Raw genomic sequence first — 21,110 nt, 5'->3', positions numbered from 1 at the left:
ATGGACACTTTAATCGTCATTCTGGTCGGGATCTTAGTCACCATCGGCACTTATTTAATATTATCGAGACATCTCCTGCGGATCGTTCTGGGGACATCCATCCTCGGCCATGCCGTCAATCTGCTAATCATTACTTCCGGCGGCTTGAAGACGGGGGCTCCTCCGCTGCTCGGGGAGCGGAATACGAACTTCACGGATGCCATTCCTCAAGCCTTGGTGCTGACGGCCATCGTTATCAATTTTGCCGTGACGGCGTTGGTATTGGTTCTTTGCTATCGAGCCTATCAGGGCTTCGGGACAGATGATATGGAACAGCTAAGGGGGGAGGAGCATGAATAATTTATTAATCGCGCCGGTCGTCCTCCCGTTATTAATAGGCATGGTGCTCATTATTTTTCATACGAATATCCGGCTTCAGCGGGTGCTTAGCTTGATTGCCTTGCTTGCTACGGCCGCCGTTTCTGTTCAATTGATCCGTCAGATCCACCATCACGGGATTCAGACCCTGCAGCTAGGCGGTTGGGAAGCTCCGTATGGAATCAGCTTTGTTGGGGACATGTTCAGTGCATTGCTGCTGTTGGCCACGTCCATTGTTGCCGTATGCTGTCTGATCTATGCTTTTCCAATGATGGGCAGGAAGCAGCAGAAGCTTTATTTCTATCCTTTGTTTCTGTTTCTGGTGACAGGGGTCAACGGCTCGTTCTTAACGGGGGATTTATTTAATCTGTATGTCTTCTTTGAACTGTTTTTGGTTGCCTCTTACGTACTGATCACCTTTGGCGGCGAAAAGAGACAGCTTCGCGAGTCTTTGAAATATATCTTTACGAACATTATTTCATCGGCCTTCTTTCTGATGGGGGTTGCTTATTTATACTCGATCACAGGCACCTTAAACCTTGCCGACTTGTCTCTCAAAATTGCCGAGGTGGGTCAGGACGGACTCATCACTACCGTTGCCTTTTTATTCCTGATTGTCTTCGCGCTAAAGGCGGGACTGCTGCTATTTTTCTGGCTTCCGGGCTCCTACAGCGTACCCCCGACGGCTATCGCCGCTATCTTTGCCGCGCTGCTGACCAAGGTGGGGATCTATGCGATCTTCCGCATGTTTACCTTGATCTTTTACCATGAACCGCAGATTACGCATCTGTTTATAGCGATATTAGCTGCGCTCACGATGATATTGGGCGGGCTTGGGGCGATGGGCTATTGGGATCTGAAAAAGATCTTAACCTACAATGTTGTCATTAGTGTCGGATTTATTATGGCGGGGATGGTCTCCTTAACCCCTGCAGGCATCACGGGCTCCATTTATTATTTGCTTCATGACATGATTATTAAGGCCATTATCTTCTTGATCGGCGGCACGGTGATTCATTTGACCGGAACAAGCAACTTGAAAGACATTAGCGGTTTGATCAGGCGGCACCCCGGGTTAGGCTGGATGTTCTTCATCGCCGCCTTGTCTATGGTGGGCATCCCGCCGCTTAGCGGTTTTCTCGGCAAAGTTTTCATTACCCGGGGGACATTTGAGGGGGGATACTTTTGGCTCGGAGCCATCGGTCTTGTAGCCAGTTTGTTCATCCTATACTCCATGATGAAGCTCTTTATGAATGCCTTCTGGGGCGAAATGATTCTGAGCGAAGAGGAAGAGGCGGGAACGACGAAAGGCTTGCTGCTTCCGATCGTTCTGCTCACGGTCGCCAGTCTCGCTTTAGGGATCGGAGCGGAAGGCATTGCGGGCTATGTTGCCCAAGCTACCGAAGAGTTGTTGAACCCGAGTCTCTATATTCAAGCCGTGTTTGACTAAAGGGGGAGAAGGCTATGCCCATTCAGGTTTTGCTCAATATATTCATTGCGTATTTATGGATGTTTCTCCAGGATGAGACGAATGTACTGAACTTTATCAGCGGCTATTTCGTCGGCTTGATTATTTTGTTCTTCATGCGCCGTTTTTTCAAAAAGCCGTATTATTTATTTACTCTGGCCGCAGTCGGCAAGCTGTTTGTTATTTTCATACACGAATTGTTTACTTCTTCCATCATGGTCATGAAGCATGTGCTTCAGCCCAGATTGGATGTGAAGCCGGGGATCTTCAAGGTGGAGACCGATTTGGAGGGGGATCTGGAGATCACGCTGCTATCCTTGTTGATTTGCTTGACCCCAGGCTCGGTCGTCATGGAAATCTCCTCTGATTCGAAGGTGATGTACATTCATGGCTTAAACATGCCAGACTCCAAAGAGGCCGTCATCAAGTCGAAGACGGTATTTGAAAAAGCAATAAAGGATGTGACAAGAAAATGATATTCGATACGATCATGATTATTGCTTTATGCTTGTTGGTGCTGGCGATCATGGCCAACCTGTACCGGGTTGTGAAAGGGCCGTCCAGTGCGGATCGCGTGCAGGCCCTGGATTTGGTCGGCATTAATATCATTGCCAGCATCGCGGTATTCTCCGTCTTTTTGCACACGCATGCTTTCTTTGACCTGATCCTGCTCATCGGAATTTTATCGTTTATCGGAACGACCGCCTTTGCCAAATTCCTGGAAAGGGGTGTTGTCATTGAGCGGAAGCGGTGAAGTCATTGGGGCTGTGCTAATCCTGATCGGGGCGGTCTTCAGTTTGATCAGCGCGATCGGGAATGTCAGGTTGCCGGATGTATATACAAGATCTCATGCTGCATCTAAAAGTTCTACGCTCGGCGTGCTGTGCGCGCTGCTTGGAACCTTGCTGTACTTTTTAATCTCCGACGGTTATTTCAGCATCCGCCTCATTTTGGGAATCTTCTTTGTATTCCTGACGGCTCCGGTGGCTGCGCATATGATCTGTCGGTCGGCATATCGTCACCATGTGCCGTTAGCGGAAGGTACGGTTCAAGATGAGTTGAAGGACTATTATATGGAGAATGAGAATCTGGATTCGGAAGATCAGATAGATGTCATTGAGGAGGAGAGCAAGCCTCTGGCCACAAACTGAAACAAGAAACCGGCATGAGGGCATCGGATTCGTCGACAGCGACGATTCGGTGCCCTTTTATGTTATGAAGCTATGAAATCATCAAAGGTTTACCCATGACTCGCTGATTTATCAATAATAATATCATGATAAGTAACAATTATTTATTGATTAACGATAAATTCTGTGTATAATCAAATTATTGATAACTCAAGTGAGGTGCATTTTTTGTGAAGCGAGAAACCCTTTTTTTAAAGGCCGTTGTTGTTCTGATCGGGCTTCCGGTTCTTGCCTTGTGCGTATTGGGGTTGCCAAGGATCGTCAATGAAGCGGCAGACTATTTTTCTCCCTATTGGGTGTATCCGGTATTTATCGTGATCTACGTCTCGGTAATCCCGTTCTTCTTTGCCTTGTATCAGGCATATAGACTGTTAAGCTATATTGACATGAATCAGGCTTTCTCGGATTTGGCCGTCGGAACTTTGAAAAATATCAAAAACTGTGCGATCGCCATCAGTATCCTGTTTGCGGCAAGCGAGCCGTTCCTTTATTTGATGGCCGAGAAGGACGACGCCCCGGGGCTCATCGTCATCGGACTGGTCATTATTTTTGCCTCGTTTGTGATTGCGGTCTTTGCGGCGGTGCTTCAAAAGCTGTTAAAGAATGCCATCGATATAAAATCGGAAAATGATTTAACGGTCTGAGGTGAAAACAATGGCGATCATAATTAATGTTGACGTGATGCTGGCTAAGCGGAAAATGAGCGTAACGGAGCTTTCGGAGAGGGTCGGAATCACGATGGCGAACCTTTCCGTCTTGAAAAACGGCAAGGCCAAGGCGATTCGCTTTTCAACCTTAGAAGCGATTTGTCAGGCTTTGGAATGTCAGCCCGGAGATATTTTGGAATACAAAAGCGGGGAATAGCAAAACCCATAGCGCACGAAAGGATGTAAGACGAGGTGAGGATGTTGACCGGAGAACGAAAAATATATCTCCTTTTAACCGATACGGGAACGATGTTAAACCGGGTGATTAAGTCCTATACCAGACAACCCTATAATCATGCTTCCATCGCCTTTGATGCCGAATTGACCGAGGTCTACAGCTTTGGGCGGAAAATGGAAAACAACCCCTTTATTGGAGGATTCGTCAGGGAGGATCTTCACTCCGACCTGTTTAGGCAAGCGGATTGTGCCGTCTATTCATTAACCGTAACCCCTGATGAATATCAAATGATGTATCGGTATATTCAGGAATTCGCTATGCGAAAAGAACGCTACCGCTATAATTTCATAGGATTATTCGGCGTGATGGTTCAGAAGCCGATCCAGAGAAAGCATGCTTTCTTTTGTTCTGAGTTTGTCGCCTCTGTCCTGAGGAGAGGAAAGGTCCTTTACTTTGACAAAGACCCTTCTCTGCTAGAACCAAGCGAGCTGCCTCATTCCGCGGATTTTCAATTGATTTTTGAAGGTAGATTGCAAGACTATCAAACCTACGCTATTCCAGATATAGTCCATGGGCCTCTGCCGAGAAGGCGGACTGTTGAAGCCGCACATCTTGCCGGGTACATCGATGGTTATGGGGATGGCAAATTCAGAGCAGGTCAATACCTGACGAGAGCGGAACGCATTAAAATCGCCAATCGCCTGTTCGGCAGAGAACCGCTGAGCGGGACGTGGAGTCCGGATTGGGAGGATATTCCTATCAACGGAGAAATTAAAATCCATGTCTTCGGAAATAACTGAGATATCACTAGTAAGCCCTTGTTCTGTCGGTATTGCCGATGGAACAAGGGTTTTTTCTTGCTTCACGGACAATCTTCAAGGACCAAGGAAGTATTCGGGTTTATTTTCAAGGAGTAAAGTGCTAGCGGATCGTAATTTTTTTGGCGAAAAATGTCGAATTTTTGATATAATGGATTTCCGAAGAATTTGACGAAGTGTGTTTAATTGAAAGATGGTTCGTACATATATTTTATAGACCTCTTTGGAGCTTTTGCAGAAGTTACACGCGGCGCGGCGACCTGCGTCTTGACGTTCAGAAAATAGATTCGTTCGAACGATTATAGCTGGAAAGGGGAGTGGACAAGTGTCCAATTTCGGGTCGAGCCTTCTGGGCAGGGCGGTTCCATTCGGTGATGAAATCAGTGATGCGCAATGTTGAGGGCCGTATTGCTTGACGATGAGAGACCTGCGTTGAATGTGTTGAGCAAACTGATCGGAGAAAGAAACGACGTACAAGTGGTCGGCGGATACACGGACCCTTCGGAATTGCTGAGAGATGTGAGCGGGCTTAGGCCGGATATTGCTTTTTTGGATATCGAAATGCCGGAGATGAGCGGGTTGGAGCTGGCATCGCGCTTGCTGGAGGTACAGGAAGACATAGAGATCGTATTTGTTACCGCCTATCACCAATATGCTTTGGAGGCCTTTCGCGTCAATGCGTTGGACTACTTGCTAAAGCCGGTGGAATCGGATCTGTTGCATCGGACGATAGATAGAGTACTGAGAAGAAGGAAGGGGATCGTCCCGGCAAGTGCAGGACCGGTACAAGATCCTTCACGGATCGTGTGCCTAGGGGGCTTCGAGATCTACAAGGCGGAGCAGACGGAACCCATTCGTTTTCCTACCGCTAAGGCGGAAGAGCTGTTTGCCTATTTATTGGTCCACCGGAACACGAATATTTCGAAGTGGACGCTGTGCGACAGCCTGTGGCCAGGGGTGTTGTCTTCGGAGAAACTCAATCATAATTTGCATATGGCCGTGTACCGGATGAAGAAGACGCTACGAGATAGCGGGATTGGCGTGCGAATCACTTCCCAGCGGGGCTTTTACCGGATGGAAATCGATGATCTTTGCGATTACGTGATGTTGGAGCAAGCCGCTATCCATACGAATGAGATAAACAACGGAAATATTGAAGGAGTAAGGAAGGCGATTCATCTATATAAGGGGCCGCTTTTCGGGAGCCGGGATTATCCTTGGTGCGAGGCGGAGCGGGAGAGGATGTCCCGGTTATACGGCGGTCTTGCTAAAAAAGTAGCTAGATGGCAGTTGGAGAAAGGCAACTATCGCGAGGGAACCGAAGTTCTTTTATCCTTGCTCGGCAGAGTGCCTTTCGATGGTGAAGCCCATGAGATTCTTCTGCGCACTTATATGGACTTACAAGATAGAACCTCATTTTTATCACATTACGAAAGAATGAAGACGGACTATTTGGAAGAGTTGGGCGTAGAACCGCCGGAAACGTTAAGACAATATTTGAAGGATATGCGTTTTTGATAAGGATTTCGGCCTCTTTGGGGGTTCGGGGTCCTTTTTTTTGCATTTAAAGGCGGATATTCGGTGTAGCGATACCATGGGAGGACGGTATGGATGCTGAAAATTGTCGTATGTTAGCGTTTTGTGAGAATTCCTGATTATGATCAAAGGTGAACAAAAAGGAGGAGAGCAATGTAAGATGAACGGAAAAATGATGAGGAAAATGTCGATTATTATGGCTGTAGTGCTTGTGACAGTTACGATGCTGTCTTCCCTTGCCTGGCTACAGGGCAAAGTCAAAGCGGCAGGCTCAGGTACAGGTACGGCAGATGATCCGTATATTATCACGACGGCAAACGAGTTAGCGAGTATGCTCAATAATCTAAATGCTTACTATAAACTCGGCAAAGATATCGATCTGAGCGGAATTTCGAATTTTGAACCGATCGGTTTCGACGGCAACCCGTTTATGGGCGGGTTCGATGGGGCTGGCTATACGATCACCGGGTTGAAGATTAATCGGCCTGGCGAATTATACGTAGGCCTCTTCGGTCTTGTCGACTATGGAAGCAAGATTACAAATGTAAGATTAAAGAATGTAAACGTGAAAGGATTGGATTGGGTTGGCGGTCTTGTAGGGCAGAACCGGGGAGATATCAGCAATAGTTATGCCGAGGGTACTGTAACCGGAACACAGCATGTCGGAGGCCTGATCGGGGATATGGACGGGGGCACCGTGAAAACCAGCTACGCAAGCGGTAGCGTAACGGGGCAAACTAACGTCGGCGGATTGGTAGGAAGAACCGATTACGGAAATATCCAAAATAGCTATGCCGATAACAGCGTGACAGGCGGCAGCAATGTCGGCGGTCTCGTCGGAATAAACGGGGGACAGATCAAAAACAGCCTGGCCGTCGGCAGGGTGACCGGTACGACCGATGTTGGCGGTTTGGTCGGAAAGAGCAATCAAGGGAGCGTCCAAAACAGCATTTATGACAAGGAAACGACCGGACAAAGCGACGACAATAACAAAGGGATGCCGTTTACTACGGCTCAGATGAAGGATCCATCCTTTGTTAAAATTTTCTTTTGGGATTTCGACACGATCTGGTCCATCGCGGTTAACGATTATCCAAAGCTGCGTGTTTTTCAGAAGAGTTACACGTTGAACTACGACGGTAACGGCAATGCGGCAGGCACGGCACCGAACGGCGTCGTCAATCCCGAGGGAGTTGCCGTGCCGGTTCCGGGCAATCCCGGCAATCTGACGCGCGACGGATATATGTTTGTCGGATGGAATACGAAACCGGATGGAAGCGGTACGAAGTATGACGAAGGAGACAACTTTGTCATGGGTGCTTCCAACACTACGTTATATTCGCAGTGGAGTGATGCTATGGCGGGTTCGGGTACGGTCGACGATCCGTACATTATTACGACGGCCCTACAGTTCGATGCGATGCGGGTGAATACGAAAGCTTTTTATAAACTTGGGAATGACATCGATTTGGGGGCATATACGGATCACTGGAAACCGATCGGGGTACCGGGGATGTACAAAGATTTCACCGGGGGACTCAATGGTAACGGATATGTGATCAGCGGGGTAAAAGTAAATTCTAGCGCCAATTATGCCGGCTTGTTCGGTATTCTCGGCCCAGGCGGCCAGATTAACAACGTCCGCGTGGAGGATGTACAAGTTCAAGGAATCCAATACGTGGGCGGTCTGGTCGGAATCAACCACGGCAAAGTTACAAACAGCAGCGTAGAAGGCACCGTGTCGGGTACCGGCAATTACGTAGGCGGATTAGTCGGGACGAACAGCCGAGCTACCGTAAGCACCAGTTACGCCAGCGGAACCGTGAGCGGAGGCTCCTATGTCGGCGGTCTGGTAGGAGACAGCGAGGGATATTGGCCCGATTATCCTTACATCACCGACAGCTACGCGACGGTCACTGTGACGGGGACGGGTGATTACGTCGGCGGTTTGGCAGGAAGAAGCACGGGGGAGGTCGTCAACACCTATGCAGTAGGCCGAGTGACAGGAAATGGCTCGAATGTGGACGGTCTGCTGGGGAAAAACCAATATTTGCTGGCTGAAAGCATGTATAACATGGAAGTCGCCGGACCTGGCCCATTTGCGCAAGTAGGCCAGCCGATGACGGCGGCAAAGATGAAGATAAAATCCACCTACTCCGGCTGGGACTTTGCGAACACTTGGTCGATCGATGAAGGAAACAATTACCCGGTGCTACGTGCGTTCCAAGCGCCATCCAGCGTTATTTATGACGGCAACGGCAGTCTGCTAGGCACGGTGCCTACGGACAGCAACCGCTATCCGGAAGGCAGTCCCGTTACCGTATTGGGGAATTCCGGAAATCTAACGCGCAGCGGATATGTCTTCACGGGCTGGAATACGAAGACGGACGGCAGCGGACAGACTTATACGGAAGGAAACCAGTTCAATATGGGTCCGGCCGACGTTACGCTATTTGCAAAGTGGGACTTGCTTACGTATACCGTTGCAACCCTGGGTGATCTGGATTTGGCGGAATTGAAGGCGGATTATCTGCCTGGCACGCAAGAAACGAAAACCGTTACCGTTACCCGGACAGGAACGGGGGACTTGAGCCAATTGGCAGCGAGCCTTACCGGTGCGGATGACGATAAATTCGTGATTACGGCTCCTGTTTCCACCACTTTGGATGAAGGAACGCCTTCAACAACGTTTACCGTGAGAGCGAAAGACAATTTGCCTACGGGAACTTACAGCGCGACGGTTAAGGTCTCGGCGGATCATATGACGGATGTAACGTTTACGGTGAAGCAGATCGTCAAAGCCAAGCCGGTTTTGAAGGGCGATGGCAATGGCGACGGACTTGTAACTCCTGCGGATGCCTTGATGATTACGCAACATATGAAGGGCAAGATCGTGTTGACGGAAGATCAATTCAAGGCACTGGATATGGACGACAATCAAGTGCTGGATAATGTGGATGTACAGATGATTATGGCGATTTACTTGGGAGGGGCAGGAAAATGAGGCATCGTATCCATGGCAAGGCTAACTATTTCAGACAAACATTCATGATGTTCATGGTATTGTGTTTGCTTCTGATTCCCTTCAGTTCCATTGTTCAAGCCGGACACTCTTATCCGGTATCGGTGGAGGTTGGCGGCGTTTCCGGGGCTCCGGGAGAAACGGTGGATGTGCCGGTTACGATCGATCCGGGGGATGACGAAGTTTTAGGATATGAATTGGAATTGACCTATGATTCGAACGTCCTTGAACTGGTATCGCCGAATCCGGTGACACGGGAAGTGGATTCTCTAGAATTTTCTGTGGATCCAAGTAATAATGAACGGATCATGGTTTCTGCGCATTACTTTGGTGAGAGTATGTCTTTCCTTGAAGGAATGCAAAAGGTCTTTGTTATCCATTTTAAAATAAAGGAAAGCGCGCAAGCCGGCAATGCGACGGTGAGTGTTGCTTCCGGCTTTTATACGGTAGATGACGAATTATGGAAAATCATCACAGACTTCACTCCCGGAACGGTGACTGTAACCTCTTCAACACCAACGGTTAAAGTCGTTATCGGAACCGCATCCGGAATTCCGGGAGAAACGGTGGATGTGCCGGTCTCCATCTTGGAGTCATCGGGGTTAACGGGAGCTTACGGAATGCAGTTGGATTTCGATCCGGACGCGCTGGAAGTGGAGAAGATCACGGCAGAGACCGGTGATCATTTCATGTCCGGGCACGATAATGAAGAAGGCTGGTTGAATGCGGCATGGGTGGATGCCGAAGGCGGCGATCACGCGCTTGAAGCAGGAGATACTCTGTTTAATGTAACCTTCAGGATTAAAGATGCTGCATCAATAGGTGACAAGGCGATTACCGTGAGTAATCAGAGCGACCTGGATCATCTAACCTTTACTGATATCCATTTAATGGAGATGGAAAAGACGGTTATGGACGGCAAGGTGACCGTTAATGAGCCAGTAAATGCAGTAGCTCCCGTGATTTCGGCACAGCCGGAAGACCGGACCGTGGACGTGGGCGGCATAGCCGACCTGAGCGTAACCGCAACGGCCAGCGGTAACCTGAGCTACCAATGGTACAGCAATACTTCAAACAGTACGGTAGAGAGTACGCTGCTGACAGGCGCGACGAACGCTACGTTCACCGCACCGACGGGTACTGCGGGTACGACGTACTATTATGTTGTGGTAACCAACAACGATGACAGCGTGAACGGTGCGAAGACGGCGAGTGTTACAAGTTCGGTAGCGAAAGTTACGGTGAATGCGTTGACGAATGCGGAAGCCCCTCTGATTTCGGCACAGCCGCAAGACCGGACCGTGAGCATAGACGGCATAGCTGACCTGAGCGTAACCGCATCGGCTAGCGGTGTGTTGAGCTACCAATGGTACAGCAATACTTCAAACAGTACGGTAGAGAGTACGCTGCTGACAGGCGCGACGAACGCTACGTTCACCGCACCGACGGATACGGCGGGTACGACGTACTATTATGTTGTGGTAACCAACAACGATGACAGCGTGAACGGCGAGAAGACGGCGAGCGTCACAAGTTCCGTCGCGAAAGTTACGGTGAATGAACTGACGAATGCGGAAGCTCCTGTGATTTCGGCACAGCCGCAAGACCGGACGGTGAACATAGACGGTATGGCTGACCTGAGCGTAACCGCAACGGCCAGCGGCAACCTGAGTTACCAATGGTACAGCAACACGACGAACAGTACGGTAGAGGGTACGCTGCTGACAGGCGCGACGAACGCTACGTTCACCGCACCGACGGGTACGGCGGGTACGACGTACTATTATGTTGTGGTAACCAACAACGATGGCAGCATGACCGGCGCGACAACGGCAACCGTAACGAGTTCCGTCGCGAAAGTGACGGTGAATGAACCGACGAATGCGGAAGCCCCTGTGATTTCGGCACAGCCGCAAGACCGGACGGTGAGCGTAGGCGGGGTTGCCGACCTTAGCGTAACGGCAACGGCCAGCGGTAACCTGAGTTACCAATGGTACAGCAATACGACGAACAGTACGATAGAAGGTACGCCGCTGATGAGCGCGACGAGCGCAACGTACTCCGCGCCGACGGATGTTGTGGGTACTACGTATTACTATGTCGTAGTGACCAATACGGATGACAGTATGACCGGCGGGAAGACGGCAACCGTAACAAGCTCGGTTGCGCAAGTGACGGTAAATACACTGAGCAATGCGGAAGTCCCTGCGATTTCGGCTCAGCCGGAAGAGCGGACGGTGAACGTAGGCGGAGTGGCTGACCTGAGCGTGACCGCAACGGCCAGCGGTACGTTGAGCTATCAATGGTATAGCAATACGACCAACAGTACGACTGGCGGAACGCCGTTAGCTGGCGCCACGAACGCCACGTTCTCCGCACCGACAGGCGCGGCGGGTACGTTGTACTACTATGTTGTGGTGACCAACACAGATCACAACATGACTGGCGAGAAGACGGCGTCAGCGACGAGTAACATCGCCAAGGTGTCCGTAGTACAACCTGATATTGAAACGCCTGGAACAGGCGGAACTGGTGGTACAGGCGGAACAGGCGGTACAACTGCACCTTCCAGTCCGGCTCCAGTCCAACCATCCACTCCGAATAATACAAATGTAGAAGTATGGGTGAACGGCAAGGTCGAGAGTGCGGGTACTGCCGTGACAACTGTGGACGGCGATAAGAAAGTGCTCACGGTGACTGTCGATCAGAAAAAGCTGGAAGAAAAATTGTCCAAGGAAGGGAATGGCGCGATCGTTACCATCCCGATCCAAGGAGAAGCCAATATTGCGGTTGGCGAGTTGAACGGCCAAATCGTTAAAAACATGGAAAATCAGCAGGCAACTCTTGTCATCCGGACGAAAGACGCCTCCTATACTTTACCGGCTACTCAAATTAATATCGATGCCGTATCGGAACAGATCGGCAGCGAGGTTTCCTTACAGGATATTAAAGTGCAGGTGAAGATTGCCGAACCTGCCGCAGATACGGTTAAGCTGGTGCAGTCGGCATCCGAGCAAGGAGCCTTTGACCTGGTCGTGGCTCCAATCGAATTCACCATCACCGGTTCGTATGGAGGAAAGACGATTGACGTAGCCAAGTTCAATGCGTATGTGGAACGGACCATAGCCCTTCCTGAAGGCGTGGATCCTTCCAAGGTGACCACCGCCGTCGTTATTGATCCGGATGGCACAGTACGCCATGTACCTACGCAAGTTACCGTTGATGGAGGCAAATATTACGCTAAGATCAACAGCTTGACGAACAGCACGTACTCTGTCATTTGGCATCCGATTACCTTTAAGGACGTTGAGAATCACTGGGCCAAAGACGCCGTCAATGACATGGGCTCCCGGATGGTGATCAGCGGCGTCGGCAATGAGGAGTTTGCCCCGGATAAAGAGATTACCCGCGCCGAGTTCGCAGCAATTATCGTTCGCGGACTGGGGTTAAAGCCGGAAAACAGTGCCGTTTCATTCTCGGATGTGAAGTCGACGGATTGGTACAGCAGTTTTGTTGGCACCGCGCAATCATACAATCTCATTAACGGTTTCGAGGACGGAACCTTCCGTCCGACGGAAAAGATTACCCGGGAACAAGCGATGGTGATTTTGGCCAAAGCAATCAAGCTTACGGGACTGAACTCAAGCCTTCAGGCTGCCAGTGGGGAAGAATTGCTGGGTTCCTTCAAGGATGCAAGCGTGATATCATCATGGGCTTCGGCAAGTATTATTGACTGCTTGCAGGCGGGAATCGCCTCGGGACGGAGTGATCAGCAACTCGACCCTAAAGCTCCTGTTTCCAGAGCCGAGGTTGCAGCTATGGTGCAACGTCTGTTAGAAAAGTCCGGTCTCATTTAAGAGACTTAAAACAATCAATCCCAAAAAAGCACCGGTCATTTTGGCCGGTGCTTTTACATTACCCAAGAAATTTCCGCTTACATTCGCCCGAAGAATTACTTTAAAATAGAAGTATGGCATGTTATCATCAGAAATTTTGCCTTTATATCAGGCGAGGAGGTTACGATAGATGTATCGGATTGGTGATTTAATACACTACGGAGATACGGGAGTATGCAGAATCACGGAGATCAAACCTCTCGACATTTCGAACTCAGGCGACGCCAAACTTTATTATATTCTCGATCCGCTGTTTGAAGACTGCGGCATATCCACGCCCGTTGAAAACAACAAGATTTTCATGCGGCCGATTATTTCAAAGGTTGAAGCCGAGCGGCTCATTGCCAAAATCCCATTCATTCATGTTGAGGCCTTTTACAGCCGCGAGATGCGGCAGCTTTCGGACCACTATAAGAAATCTTTAAATTCGCACATCTGCGAAGATTTAATCGAGCTTACGATGTCGATCTATGCCAAGAAACAGGAACTCGGGGAACAGAACAGAAAGATCGGCTCGTTGGACGAATCCGTAATGAAACGCGCCGAGGATTTGCTGTTTGGCGAGCTTTCCGCCGCTCTCGACATTCCGAAGGAGAAAGTACCGGATTACATTGCGTCAAGAGTGGATGCGATAAAGGCGGTTAAGAAGGCGGAAGTACAAGCATAGCGCCATAGTTGAAAATGAAAAAGCTTATCCCGATTCGGGATAAGCCTTTTTAGGTTTTCAGGTACCTGCTTACTTTTCACAATCTTCCAACCTTGGGGTATTCCGGTGTATCCTGTTCGAAGTTCTTCGTTCCCCCTGCAGGGATTTTAGTCATTACCTATCCTGACCACCCGTTACTTGGAGTAGCTTGCCTTGCAGAAGAGTCATTAGCGTGATTGCCGAAAAAATGCTCGCGTTGGATAATAAACTCATGCATACATTCCATTTAAAAGTTCAACCTCAGCCTCTATTCAGTAGAATACTGCAAAAATACATCATTATTAGCTCGAAAATGGGTAAACGAGGCAAATTGCTGCAAAAGTGCACTATTTTTTGCTGGCATGTACGGATAAGAGGCAATATCGAGCGAAATGATGCACATTTGCAGGATTTTCGCCTGTGGTACGATGAATCGCCCTAAATTGCTGTAGTATTGCATCATTTTCCTGGGATGGAATGGGACCTTGGTTCGGGTGGTCTTGACGTTTCACGCAGTGATTAAAACGAATGACACTTTGCATCAATTGGAATCCTTCCGTTTCGCCGCCAGTCTTTTTACGCAGACTCGACAAGTAGGCGATAAAAATGGTACAAGCACGATGATTCCGGCGATGTCCTCAAAGCTTCGGCAATCCGGACCAGTTCCAGCCAACCCGTTCTTGCTAGTTTAGCCCATATAGCCTTCAGCGATTTTAATATGACTATTCAAGTCTAAGTCCGGGTACCTTTTATCTAGCAGATATAGTAAATCAATGTACTTCCTGCTTTGCAAGTTATATGCTACCTCTTCAAACACTTCACTAAGAAACGAAAGTTCAGTTTTTGTACATTGGCTCAAAAAATTCAAAGTTAAACATTCATCTTCACTAAGTAACTCAATTAACTCTGCCCATTTTTGCTCAATTCTAGGATCGTTATCGTCTGTTCGATGTAACGGAATACAGTTATTTAAGGTACATCGTGCGTACAAGCGAAATGACGAAATCTTTATACGGGTATTACATGGGTTGAATAATGGGTTTATTCGGTACTGGGTAGCCCCCACCGAAAAAAAAGAAACCTTGAGAGGCTAGAAGCCAAGCAAGGTCTTAAGAAATTCAAATAATTATTAAATCCCAAATCTCTAAGAGGGTCTTCCCATCAATTTGACCTTCATTAAATAATTCCTCCGCTGTCCGAAATGATTGGGTATAACTATCCTTCCCTCTTGTTAGATAATACCCTTCTTTATTGGTGCTAATCCAGTATTCTTCATTCTGATAATAAAACTGGAATTCTTCGCCCCACTCTACTCTTTGAACGAGTTCAACATATTCCATTTGAATACCTCCTTACTTGCTTCTACTCGGATTTCCATTTTTATCATAAGTCCAAGTATGTTCGTGTGGTGCTTCGGGATGGGTCTTAGAATTCTTATGGTGTGTATAGTCTATATCCCTTACTGCCCTACCGTCAGGGCCATACCATCTTCTCGTTAATAATTCTCCCGTTTTAGGGTCAACTATATCCACGCTAGAATTTGGCTGACCTCCTGTCGGTTTGGGGTTGACTGTAACTGTAGAATGATTTCCACTCGGGGTAACATCGAAGGAATTCCCTTTATTTGATGTCAACGTCTGACTTGGAACTTTTCCCGTTCCCCCAGTTTCTTCAGACAAATCGCCAATTTTCTTCGGGCTCCCCCCGAAGCCGTCACCCTCCCCATCCATAACATACTTCCGGTAATTAAGCTGGGTTTCCGTAGGCTTGAGAGGTTGCTGCTTCGAGTTAGTGCTGGGAAGCCCGTCTGCGGAAGGAACCGTGGTGGCTAGGTTGGTTTTTGGACCCCAATTGAAAATATTCTTGCGCATGTCCTGAAAAAGCTTACGCAGATCCGCCACCGGTAGGGCCGGCAGCTTCACCTTCACTTTATTGCTAGGCAACGACTCGGCTACTTCGGCGGGTGCCTTGATTTTCGGCAATTTACCGGGGGTTCGTCGAGGGGCTCCACTTGGCATACTGGCCCCGGCGCCGTATCCGCCCTCGAGCTCCGACTTGGCCTGTTCGTAGGTCGGAGTTAAGGCGAACAGGGTGGTAGCGGCTGCACCTTCCGTTCCGCGGCCAGTCTTTTTACGGCGGACTCGACAGGTGCGTATGTGAGCTGGGCCCATTTTCGGTATGTATTGTTCAGCAATCCGGAAGCAATCATCAATCGAAGCTCGGGTTCCTCGGGTATAGGGGAAAGATCGCTCTTAAGCGGATTATATTGGCATGCCGTCAACGGTGAGCCTTTATAATAGCTGCTCAGATTGACTTCGGGGCCAAACTGCTTTTCGGATATGCCCAGTTGCTTTAGCTTCTCTCTGCTGCTCGGCATACACGTTGGCCGATTCCATGTACGCCTCGTTGCCGTAGGTTTTGTAAATATCATAAGCCCGCTGGCTCCGCGCGAGGTCCTCGAAAGCATCGGCAATCTGGACCAGTTCCAGCCAAGCGTGCTCTTTTTCGGCCCAATCTCCTGATTCCATCTGCTGAAAAAGCAATGAAACCCGTTCATCTTCTTTAACATGTTCAAGTCTTTGGAGTAGTGGAACCCCTGTTACTAACATCATGGGCTGTTGCACGAACCGCTTGAACATATCCTTCCAGTTCATTGTCCCGGTCCCGGCGTTGCCTTCGTTTGGCGTTCTACCGATTACGTCACTCTCGCCCGACTTTAACCATCCTGTTTTCCAGCCGCTTATCGCAAATTTAACTGTTTGTTTCAGCATGGAGGCCGTCATTCGCTCTGTTTCGGCATATTGAATGAATGGAAGTGTTCCTAAGTGATGTTTCCTTCAGGTGTAATTGTTCGCTCACATGCCGGGATGAGGAAAATATCTCTTCTAGCAGCCGTTCGGTTTCGTTGATCGCCGACTGTACGTCGTTGAATTCAGAATAGCTGCGCCTCACACGCTCGATCATATCCCGCAAATCCCGGACCAGGCCCGAAACGCCATCCTCCATATTCAGATTCATCCGCTTCAATTGATCGGCCAGATTCTCAATCCGGTCAAGATCTACCTTCACGCAGGGCTCACCGTCCCATTCCATTGTATAAATATCCCAATAAATATAATCTATGTGGGTATTCTAGCAATATGTGAAATTGGAATCAATAACGTTATGAGGATTAATTCTCCAATTTTGATTGTCTATGGAATATGTTGTTTGTATAATATCAAGTGTTGGTTAGGAAAATATTACCTTTAAAAGGAGATGTCATATCATGAAACTGAAAAAAATTGGATTCCTTCTCATGTCTCTTATTCTTGTGTTGACCCTGCTTCCAGCGATGTCGTCGGCAGCGCAGTTGCCTTTGCGCGTGGAAGTGGATGGGGAGAAGATTATTTTCCCGGACGCTCAGCCGTTTGCGGACAAAAATAGCCGGGTGCAGGTGCCGGTACGATTTGTGAGTGAGGCGCTTGGTGCCAAAGTGGACTGGAACAGCAAGGCCCAGAAGGTAACAGTGAGTCTGGATGGTAACCAGATTGTACTCACTTTGGACAAGAAAAGTTACACGGTCAACGGTAAAACCAAGCAAATGGATACCGTGGCGCTCCGGAAATCGAGTAGAACGTTCGTGCCGTTGCGTTTTGTCAGTGAGGCGCTTGGGGCAGAGGTCAAATGGGACTCCTTGAATTACATCGTGGAAATACATACGGGAAGCGGATCAGCAGGCTCGACAACAGGTGAAGATACTGGTAATGCAGAGAAACCAGAAACATGGGAAGAGTTTGAAGCTAACAGAAATGTGGAGGGAAAGAGCGAGAAACTGAAGGTGGAAGGGTTTAGTTTTAATAATATTTATAAGTCGGGACTCGGTGTATTTGATGGAGGTTATAATCCGAAAACTAAGAAAGGAGCCGTCCTATCGATACTTGTAGTTTTTGGTTCTGTTAATTATGATCTTGACCAGCAGCATAAGGATGTTGAAACGGTTATTAGTCAAAGGATAGATTCAAAAACAGTTGATTCTATAATGAATTATGTAAAACAGAAGAAAAAAGAGGAAGAAAAATTGGAGGAAAAAACATTCCAGGATGATACTTTTAAGATAGAGGTAGTATCTCAAACATACGGTGATATTAACATCGATGTTTGGTATAGGTAGGTGAAGTCGTGAAAAGGCGTATCTCTCTATTTCTTATAGTAATACTATTATCCACTTTCTTTCCGCAATCAAGAGCATTCTCACAAGATGAAAGCAGCCTGTTAGATTATCTCAAAACACTTACCCCTGATCTTGTATTGCAACGAGCAAACGAAGATATGAAAGATTTGTACGATTTAGATAACTACTATCCTATTAAAACAGAATATGGCTCTTTTAATGCTACACTTCTACAGAAGCAAATAGATGCCGCAATAAAAAGCCCGGAAAGTTTCTCGGGGTTTGATATCGTCTATGGATCTAGTCACGGTACATCAATCGTTCATCATGGTCAGCACATGGTCAGGTATTCCGGATACAATAAATTCGGCGATCCGGTCTCAACAGATGGGTTTCCGTGGGATGCAGGTTGGAGCGGAGTACCAATGCATAACCTCAATTTGTTGTCGCCACCATGGGAAAATAAGGCGAAGAAAGGTAAATTCGATGATTTTCCATCCAACTTCACCGGCCAAATCACGGACAAGTATAAAGAACTTAATCCCAAGCTTCACTTCGAACAACAGATCCTCACTGCTCTAAATAAGAAGTATGCTGGGGTTAGATATGGCGACTATCTTATGTATAACAATCAGAATTTCCATTATAAAGATAGAAAAGTTTACTATAAAAACGGTGCTCCCACTGGTGGGTGGATCAAGTACGTCCACGTCATTCAGCCTCCGACTTACCTGTCGCAGGGTTTCGGGAGAGTATATTTGGAATCCAACACTTACATGGATGTTCCTATTGCATCATTCGCGACAACGGAAGGGAGCGACATCTCCGCGGAGTTTGACGATCTGCTGACGTCGGCGGCAGCCGGGGAGCGGGTGGAGGTATCGGTGTTGGTGGACTCTACATTCCCGAAGGAGGTCAGTCCCGCTTATTCTTGGGTTTTGACTCGGGTAAGCGACGACAGATAGTTAACGAAAGAATCAGACCAACTGGAGTTTAGCGGAAATGCGGGGACAGCTTCGGCATCGGGTACGATCAGCATAGACCCCGGCGGTAAACGAAGGTTGGGTGCTGCGTTCACCATGCCGGAGAGCGCTGTCCGCATCCAGTTTAAAGTCAACGAGAAGGGGGACGTTCCGAAAGAAACGATTCTCAGCAACAATGTTCTGGATTCCCATCCCCGGGCGATCAAAGTGGCTGAACCGCAGTCTTATCCGTACGATATGCTAACCAAAAAAGTAAGGCTTCCTTTTCCCGAGAATACGGTAACCTTACAACTACCGGATTTGGATGATGCGGCGTGGGACGGGAATGCTACTGGATCATTAAATGTCTACAACAAAACGGAGGATTTGTTGAGAGACTTTAAGATCCATAATAATCCGCCAGTCAATGAGGACAGCGAAACGATAACCCGTTCGCCCGTGGTGACCTATACGATCTTGAGAAAGGATTTCGGCATCGACGGCAAGAATGACGATCCGGAAAACCGGAAGTACGTAAATCTTGAATCCCCAGGGAATCCATTGCGGAGAACTGGACAGATCTTTTACGATGGCTCCGTAAGTAGAAAGTATACGTATACAACATATGAAAATAAATGTACCGGCGAAGGTGAGGCTCAAAAGTGTGAGAGTGTCCCAAAGAAAAGTTCAGGAACCGTAACCGAAAGTTTCAGCAGCGACACCGTCACCAAGCCTTATGAGATGTACGTGTACAATGGCCGGGAAGTCGTACCCAAGTTCAAGTACAGGGATGAGATCGAGGAGAATCAGCCGGATTCTTTGACCAAAAATCTATTTTGGACCAATGAACCTTATTATTACTCCGTCATTCGTTGGATGCACCACCAAGATGAAGCGGGCGAAGAGTACGACTGGATCAAAGTTCCCGGTCAGTACGAAAGAGAGTTTATCCAGCAGGCCAGCGGTTTCGTGAAATGGGCGAGGACCCGAACGATGGAACAGGAGTACAGTCAGTCCAGAAAAGCGGCAGCAAGCAGAACGAACAAGAAATCGCTCTATGACAAAGTCGTATTCGCCACGGACAAGGAGCTTCAGAAATACGATTATCCGATCAAATCCGGCTATTACTTTAACCCGGCCGGGAGCTATACATTTACGTTAAATACTGTCGTTTTTAAAGATAAAGCACCAGCTAACGGTACAATGACCGATGACCATAAGGACTTGCTGAACAGCCTGATTAATTCGTTTCGGTATGAATCGGATTTAATGTACATTGATAATAAAAAGATAGCCGTCAATATCCATAATGATCAGTTAGATCCAGAGGGAGGGGGCTTCGAGCGAGAAAAGGGCGTACTGTCCGTACAGGATAGCAAGGGCGTGAACGGCGAAAAACTTATTAGCGTTCTGGATCGAAGCAAAGATGAATCCCGTTTTGATCAAAAGGTGGTAGAAATTGAACATACGGATGAACGCGGCGAAGATTCACATGTTTTTTGGAAAAAGGTTCTTGAAGGCTACAGTGAATCAAAAACCGAAACGAGCCATAAGTCGTATAGATACAGGGAGTACGTGAAAAAGGGACAGCATATCTACCAAATCACTGAAACGTCTAATATCACGATTGTGGTCAATCCGGAGAACATTCCGCTTTATACGCATGCAAACATGCCGGACGGCGAGTACAACATCAAGGTTTGGTTCGAGGATATCAACTTGAAGGACATTGACCATACTTATTCAATTTTAGGCGACTTGAAGGGGATCGAAACGATGGACTCCCTAAAAGTTACCGTAGTCGGCTCCATGTTCGATGACTTGAATAACTAGGGGAACCGGAAGATTCTTGCTTAAACCTATAAATGGGCATCAAAATTTCTGGTGAGAGGCTGACGCCGATATTCAATCGGTGTCAGTTTTTTGCTTTCAGTACGCTCGCATCGGATAATAAAATCATGCATGCATTCATGCATTCCAGTCAAACGTTCAACCTCAGCCTCTATTTAGTAGAATACTGCAAAAATACATCAATATTAGCTCGAAAATGGGAAAGTAAGCGAATTGCTGTAAAAGTGCACTATTTTTTGCGGGCATGTACGGATAAGAGGCAACATCGAGCGAAATGATGCACATTT

Annotated in this window: 19 protein-coding genes; 15 read left to right on the top strand and 4 right to left on the bottom strand. The window is 47.9% G+C overall.

The genetic code is table 11. From position 1 onward, the window contains the following. The 12 genes from ACLB09_RS18405 (at position 1) to ACLB09_RS18350 (ending at position 13,839) form a co-directional block, all read left to right on the top strand. Positions 1 to 339, top strand: coding sequence for a Na(+)/H(+) antiporter subunit C (locus tag ACLB09_RS18405; protein ID WP_410771313.1), 339 nt, complete (start codon positions 1 to 3; stop codon positions 337 to 339). Continuing rightward, complete coding sequence (locus tag ACLB09_RS18400; RefSeq protein ID WP_410771312.1) at positions 332 to 1,807, top strand: Na+/H+ antiporter subunit D; 1,476 nt, start codon at positions 332 to 334, stop codon at positions 1,805 to 1,807. The genes ACLB09_RS18405 and ACLB09_RS18400 overlap by 8 nt, the downstream gene beginning before the upstream one ends. A 14-nt stretch (positions 1,808 to 1,821) precedes the next feature. Then, positions 1,822 to 2,301, top strand: coding sequence for a Na+/H+ antiporter subunit E (locus tag ACLB09_RS18395; protein WP_410771311.1), 480 nt, complete (start codon positions 1,822 to 1,824; stop codon positions 2,299 to 2,301). Further along, on the top strand, positions 2,298 to 2,579 hold the full coding sequence (locus ACLB09_RS18390; RefSeq protein ID WP_410771310.1) for a Na(+)/H(+) antiporter subunit F1: 282 nt from the start codon (positions 2,298 to 2,300) through the stop codon (positions 2,577 to 2,579). Before ACLB09_RS18395 ends, ACLB09_RS18390 begins: the two co-directional genes overlap by 4 nt. Beyond that, entirely contained in the window at positions 2,563 to 2,976 is a 414-nt protein-coding gene (locus ACLB09_RS18385; protein ID WP_410771309.1) for a Na+/H+ antiporter subunit G, read from the top strand. Before ACLB09_RS18390 ends, ACLB09_RS18385 begins: the two co-directional genes overlap by 17 nt. A 209-nt stretch (positions 2,977 to 3,185) precedes the next feature. Continuing rightward, a complete protein-coding gene (locus ACLB09_RS18380; protein WP_410771308.1) occupies positions 3,186 to 3,659 on the top strand; it encodes a DUF2975 domain-containing protein in 474 nt (157 codons plus the stop codon). A gap of 10 nt (positions 3,660 to 3,669) precedes the next feature. Then, the gene (locus ACLB09_RS18375; RefSeq protein ID WP_410771307.1) at positions 3,670 to 3,879 is read left to right on the top strand and encodes a helix-turn-helix domain-containing protein; all 210 of its coding nucleotides are present in this window, start codon (positions 3,670 to 3,672) and stop codon (positions 3,877 to 3,879) included. Positions 3,880 to 3,914: 35 nt separating this feature from the next. After that, positions 3,915 to 4,700 carry an S-layer homology domain-containing protein gene (locus ACLB09_RS18370; protein WP_410771306.1) on the top strand — a complete coding sequence of 262 codons (786 nt, stop codon included), beginning with the start codon at positions 3,915 to 3,917 and terminating at the stop codon, positions 4,698 to 4,700. A gap of 411 nt (positions 4,701 to 5,111) precedes the next feature. Further along, positions 5,112 to 6,236: a response regulator gene (locus ACLB09_RS18365; RefSeq protein ID WP_410771305.1), complete on the top strand. Its 1,125-nt coding sequence runs from the start codon at positions 5,112 to 5,114 to the stop codon at positions 6,234 to 6,236. A 178-nt stretch (positions 6,237 to 6,414) separates the two neighbouring features. Then, positions 6,415 to 9,258: a GLUG motif-containing protein gene (locus ACLB09_RS18360; RefSeq protein ID WP_410771304.1), complete on the top strand. Its 2,844-nt coding sequence runs from the start codon at positions 6,415 to 6,417 to the stop codon at positions 9,256 to 9,258. Next, positions 9,255 to 13,133, top strand: coding sequence for an S-layer homology domain-containing protein (locus ACLB09_RS18355; protein ID WP_410771303.1), 3,879 nt, complete (start codon positions 9,255 to 9,257; stop codon positions 13,131 to 13,133). Before ACLB09_RS18360 ends, ACLB09_RS18355 begins: the two co-directional genes overlap by 4 nt. A 169-nt stretch (positions 13,134 to 13,302) precedes the next feature. Continuing rightward, the gene (locus ACLB09_RS18350) at positions 13,303 to 13,839 is read left to right on the top strand and encodes a CarD family transcriptional regulator (RefSeq protein ID WP_410771302.1); all 537 of its coding nucleotides are present in this window, start codon (positions 13,303 to 13,305) and stop codon (positions 13,837 to 13,839) included. Positions 13,840 to 14,975: 1,136 nt separating this feature from the next. Here the strand turns inward: ACLB09_RS18350 and ACLB09_RS18345 are convergent. The 4 genes from ACLB09_RS18345 to ACLB09_RS18330 form a co-directional block, all read right to left on the bottom strand. Beyond that, a complete protein-coding gene (locus ACLB09_RS18345; RefSeq protein WP_410771301.1) occupies positions 14,976 to 15,197 on the bottom strand; it encodes a hypothetical protein in 222 nt (73 codons plus the stop codon). Between the two features lie 12 nt (positions 15,198 to 15,209). Then, positions 15,210 to 15,839, bottom strand: coding sequence for a hypothetical protein (locus ACLB09_RS18340; RefSeq protein ID WP_410771300.1), 630 nt, complete (start codon positions 15,837 to 15,839; stop codon positions 15,210 to 15,212). 309 nt (positions 15,840 to 16,148) lie between these two features. Then, entirely contained in the window at positions 16,149 to 16,628 is a 480-nt protein-coding gene (locus ACLB09_RS18335) for a hypothetical protein (protein WP_410771299.1), read from the bottom strand. Next, positions 16,609 to 16,950: a hypothetical protein gene (locus ACLB09_RS18330; protein WP_410771298.1), complete on the bottom strand. Its 342-nt coding sequence runs from the start codon at positions 16,948 to 16,950 to the stop codon at positions 16,609 to 16,611. The genes ACLB09_RS18335 and ACLB09_RS18330 overlap by 20 nt, the downstream gene beginning before the upstream one ends. A 175-nt stretch (positions 16,951 to 17,125) precedes the next feature. Between ACLB09_RS18330 and ACLB09_RS18325 the strand changes: the two genes are divergently transcribed. From ACLB09_RS18325 to ACLB09_RS18315, 3 genes are all read left to right on the top strand, one after another. After that, positions 17,126 to 18,010: a copper amine oxidase N-terminal domain-containing protein gene (locus tag ACLB09_RS18325; protein WP_410771297.1), complete on the top strand. Its 885-nt coding sequence runs from the start codon at positions 17,126 to 17,128 to the stop codon at positions 18,008 to 18,010. 8 nt (positions 18,011 to 18,018) lie between these two features. After that, positions 18,019 to 18,975, top strand: coding sequence for a hypothetical protein (locus tag ACLB09_RS18320; RefSeq protein ID WP_410771296.1), 957 nt, complete (start codon positions 18,019 to 18,021; stop codon positions 18,973 to 18,975). A gap of 114 nt (positions 18,976 to 19,089) precedes the next feature. Next, positions 19,090 to 20,805, top strand: coding sequence for a hypothetical protein (locus ACLB09_RS18315; RefSeq protein ID WP_410771295.1), 1,716 nt, complete (start codon positions 19,090 to 19,092; stop codon positions 20,803 to 20,805). The last annotated feature ends 305 nt before the right edge of the window (positions 20,806 to 21,110 follow it).

The sequence above is a fragment of the Fontibacillus forbon genome, assembly GCF_046559655.1.
Classification (GTDB): domain Bacteria; phylum Bacillota; class Bacilli; order Paenibacillales; family Paenibacillaceae; genus Fontibacillus.
This window is presented reverse-complemented; position numbering and strand designations above follow the sequence as displayed.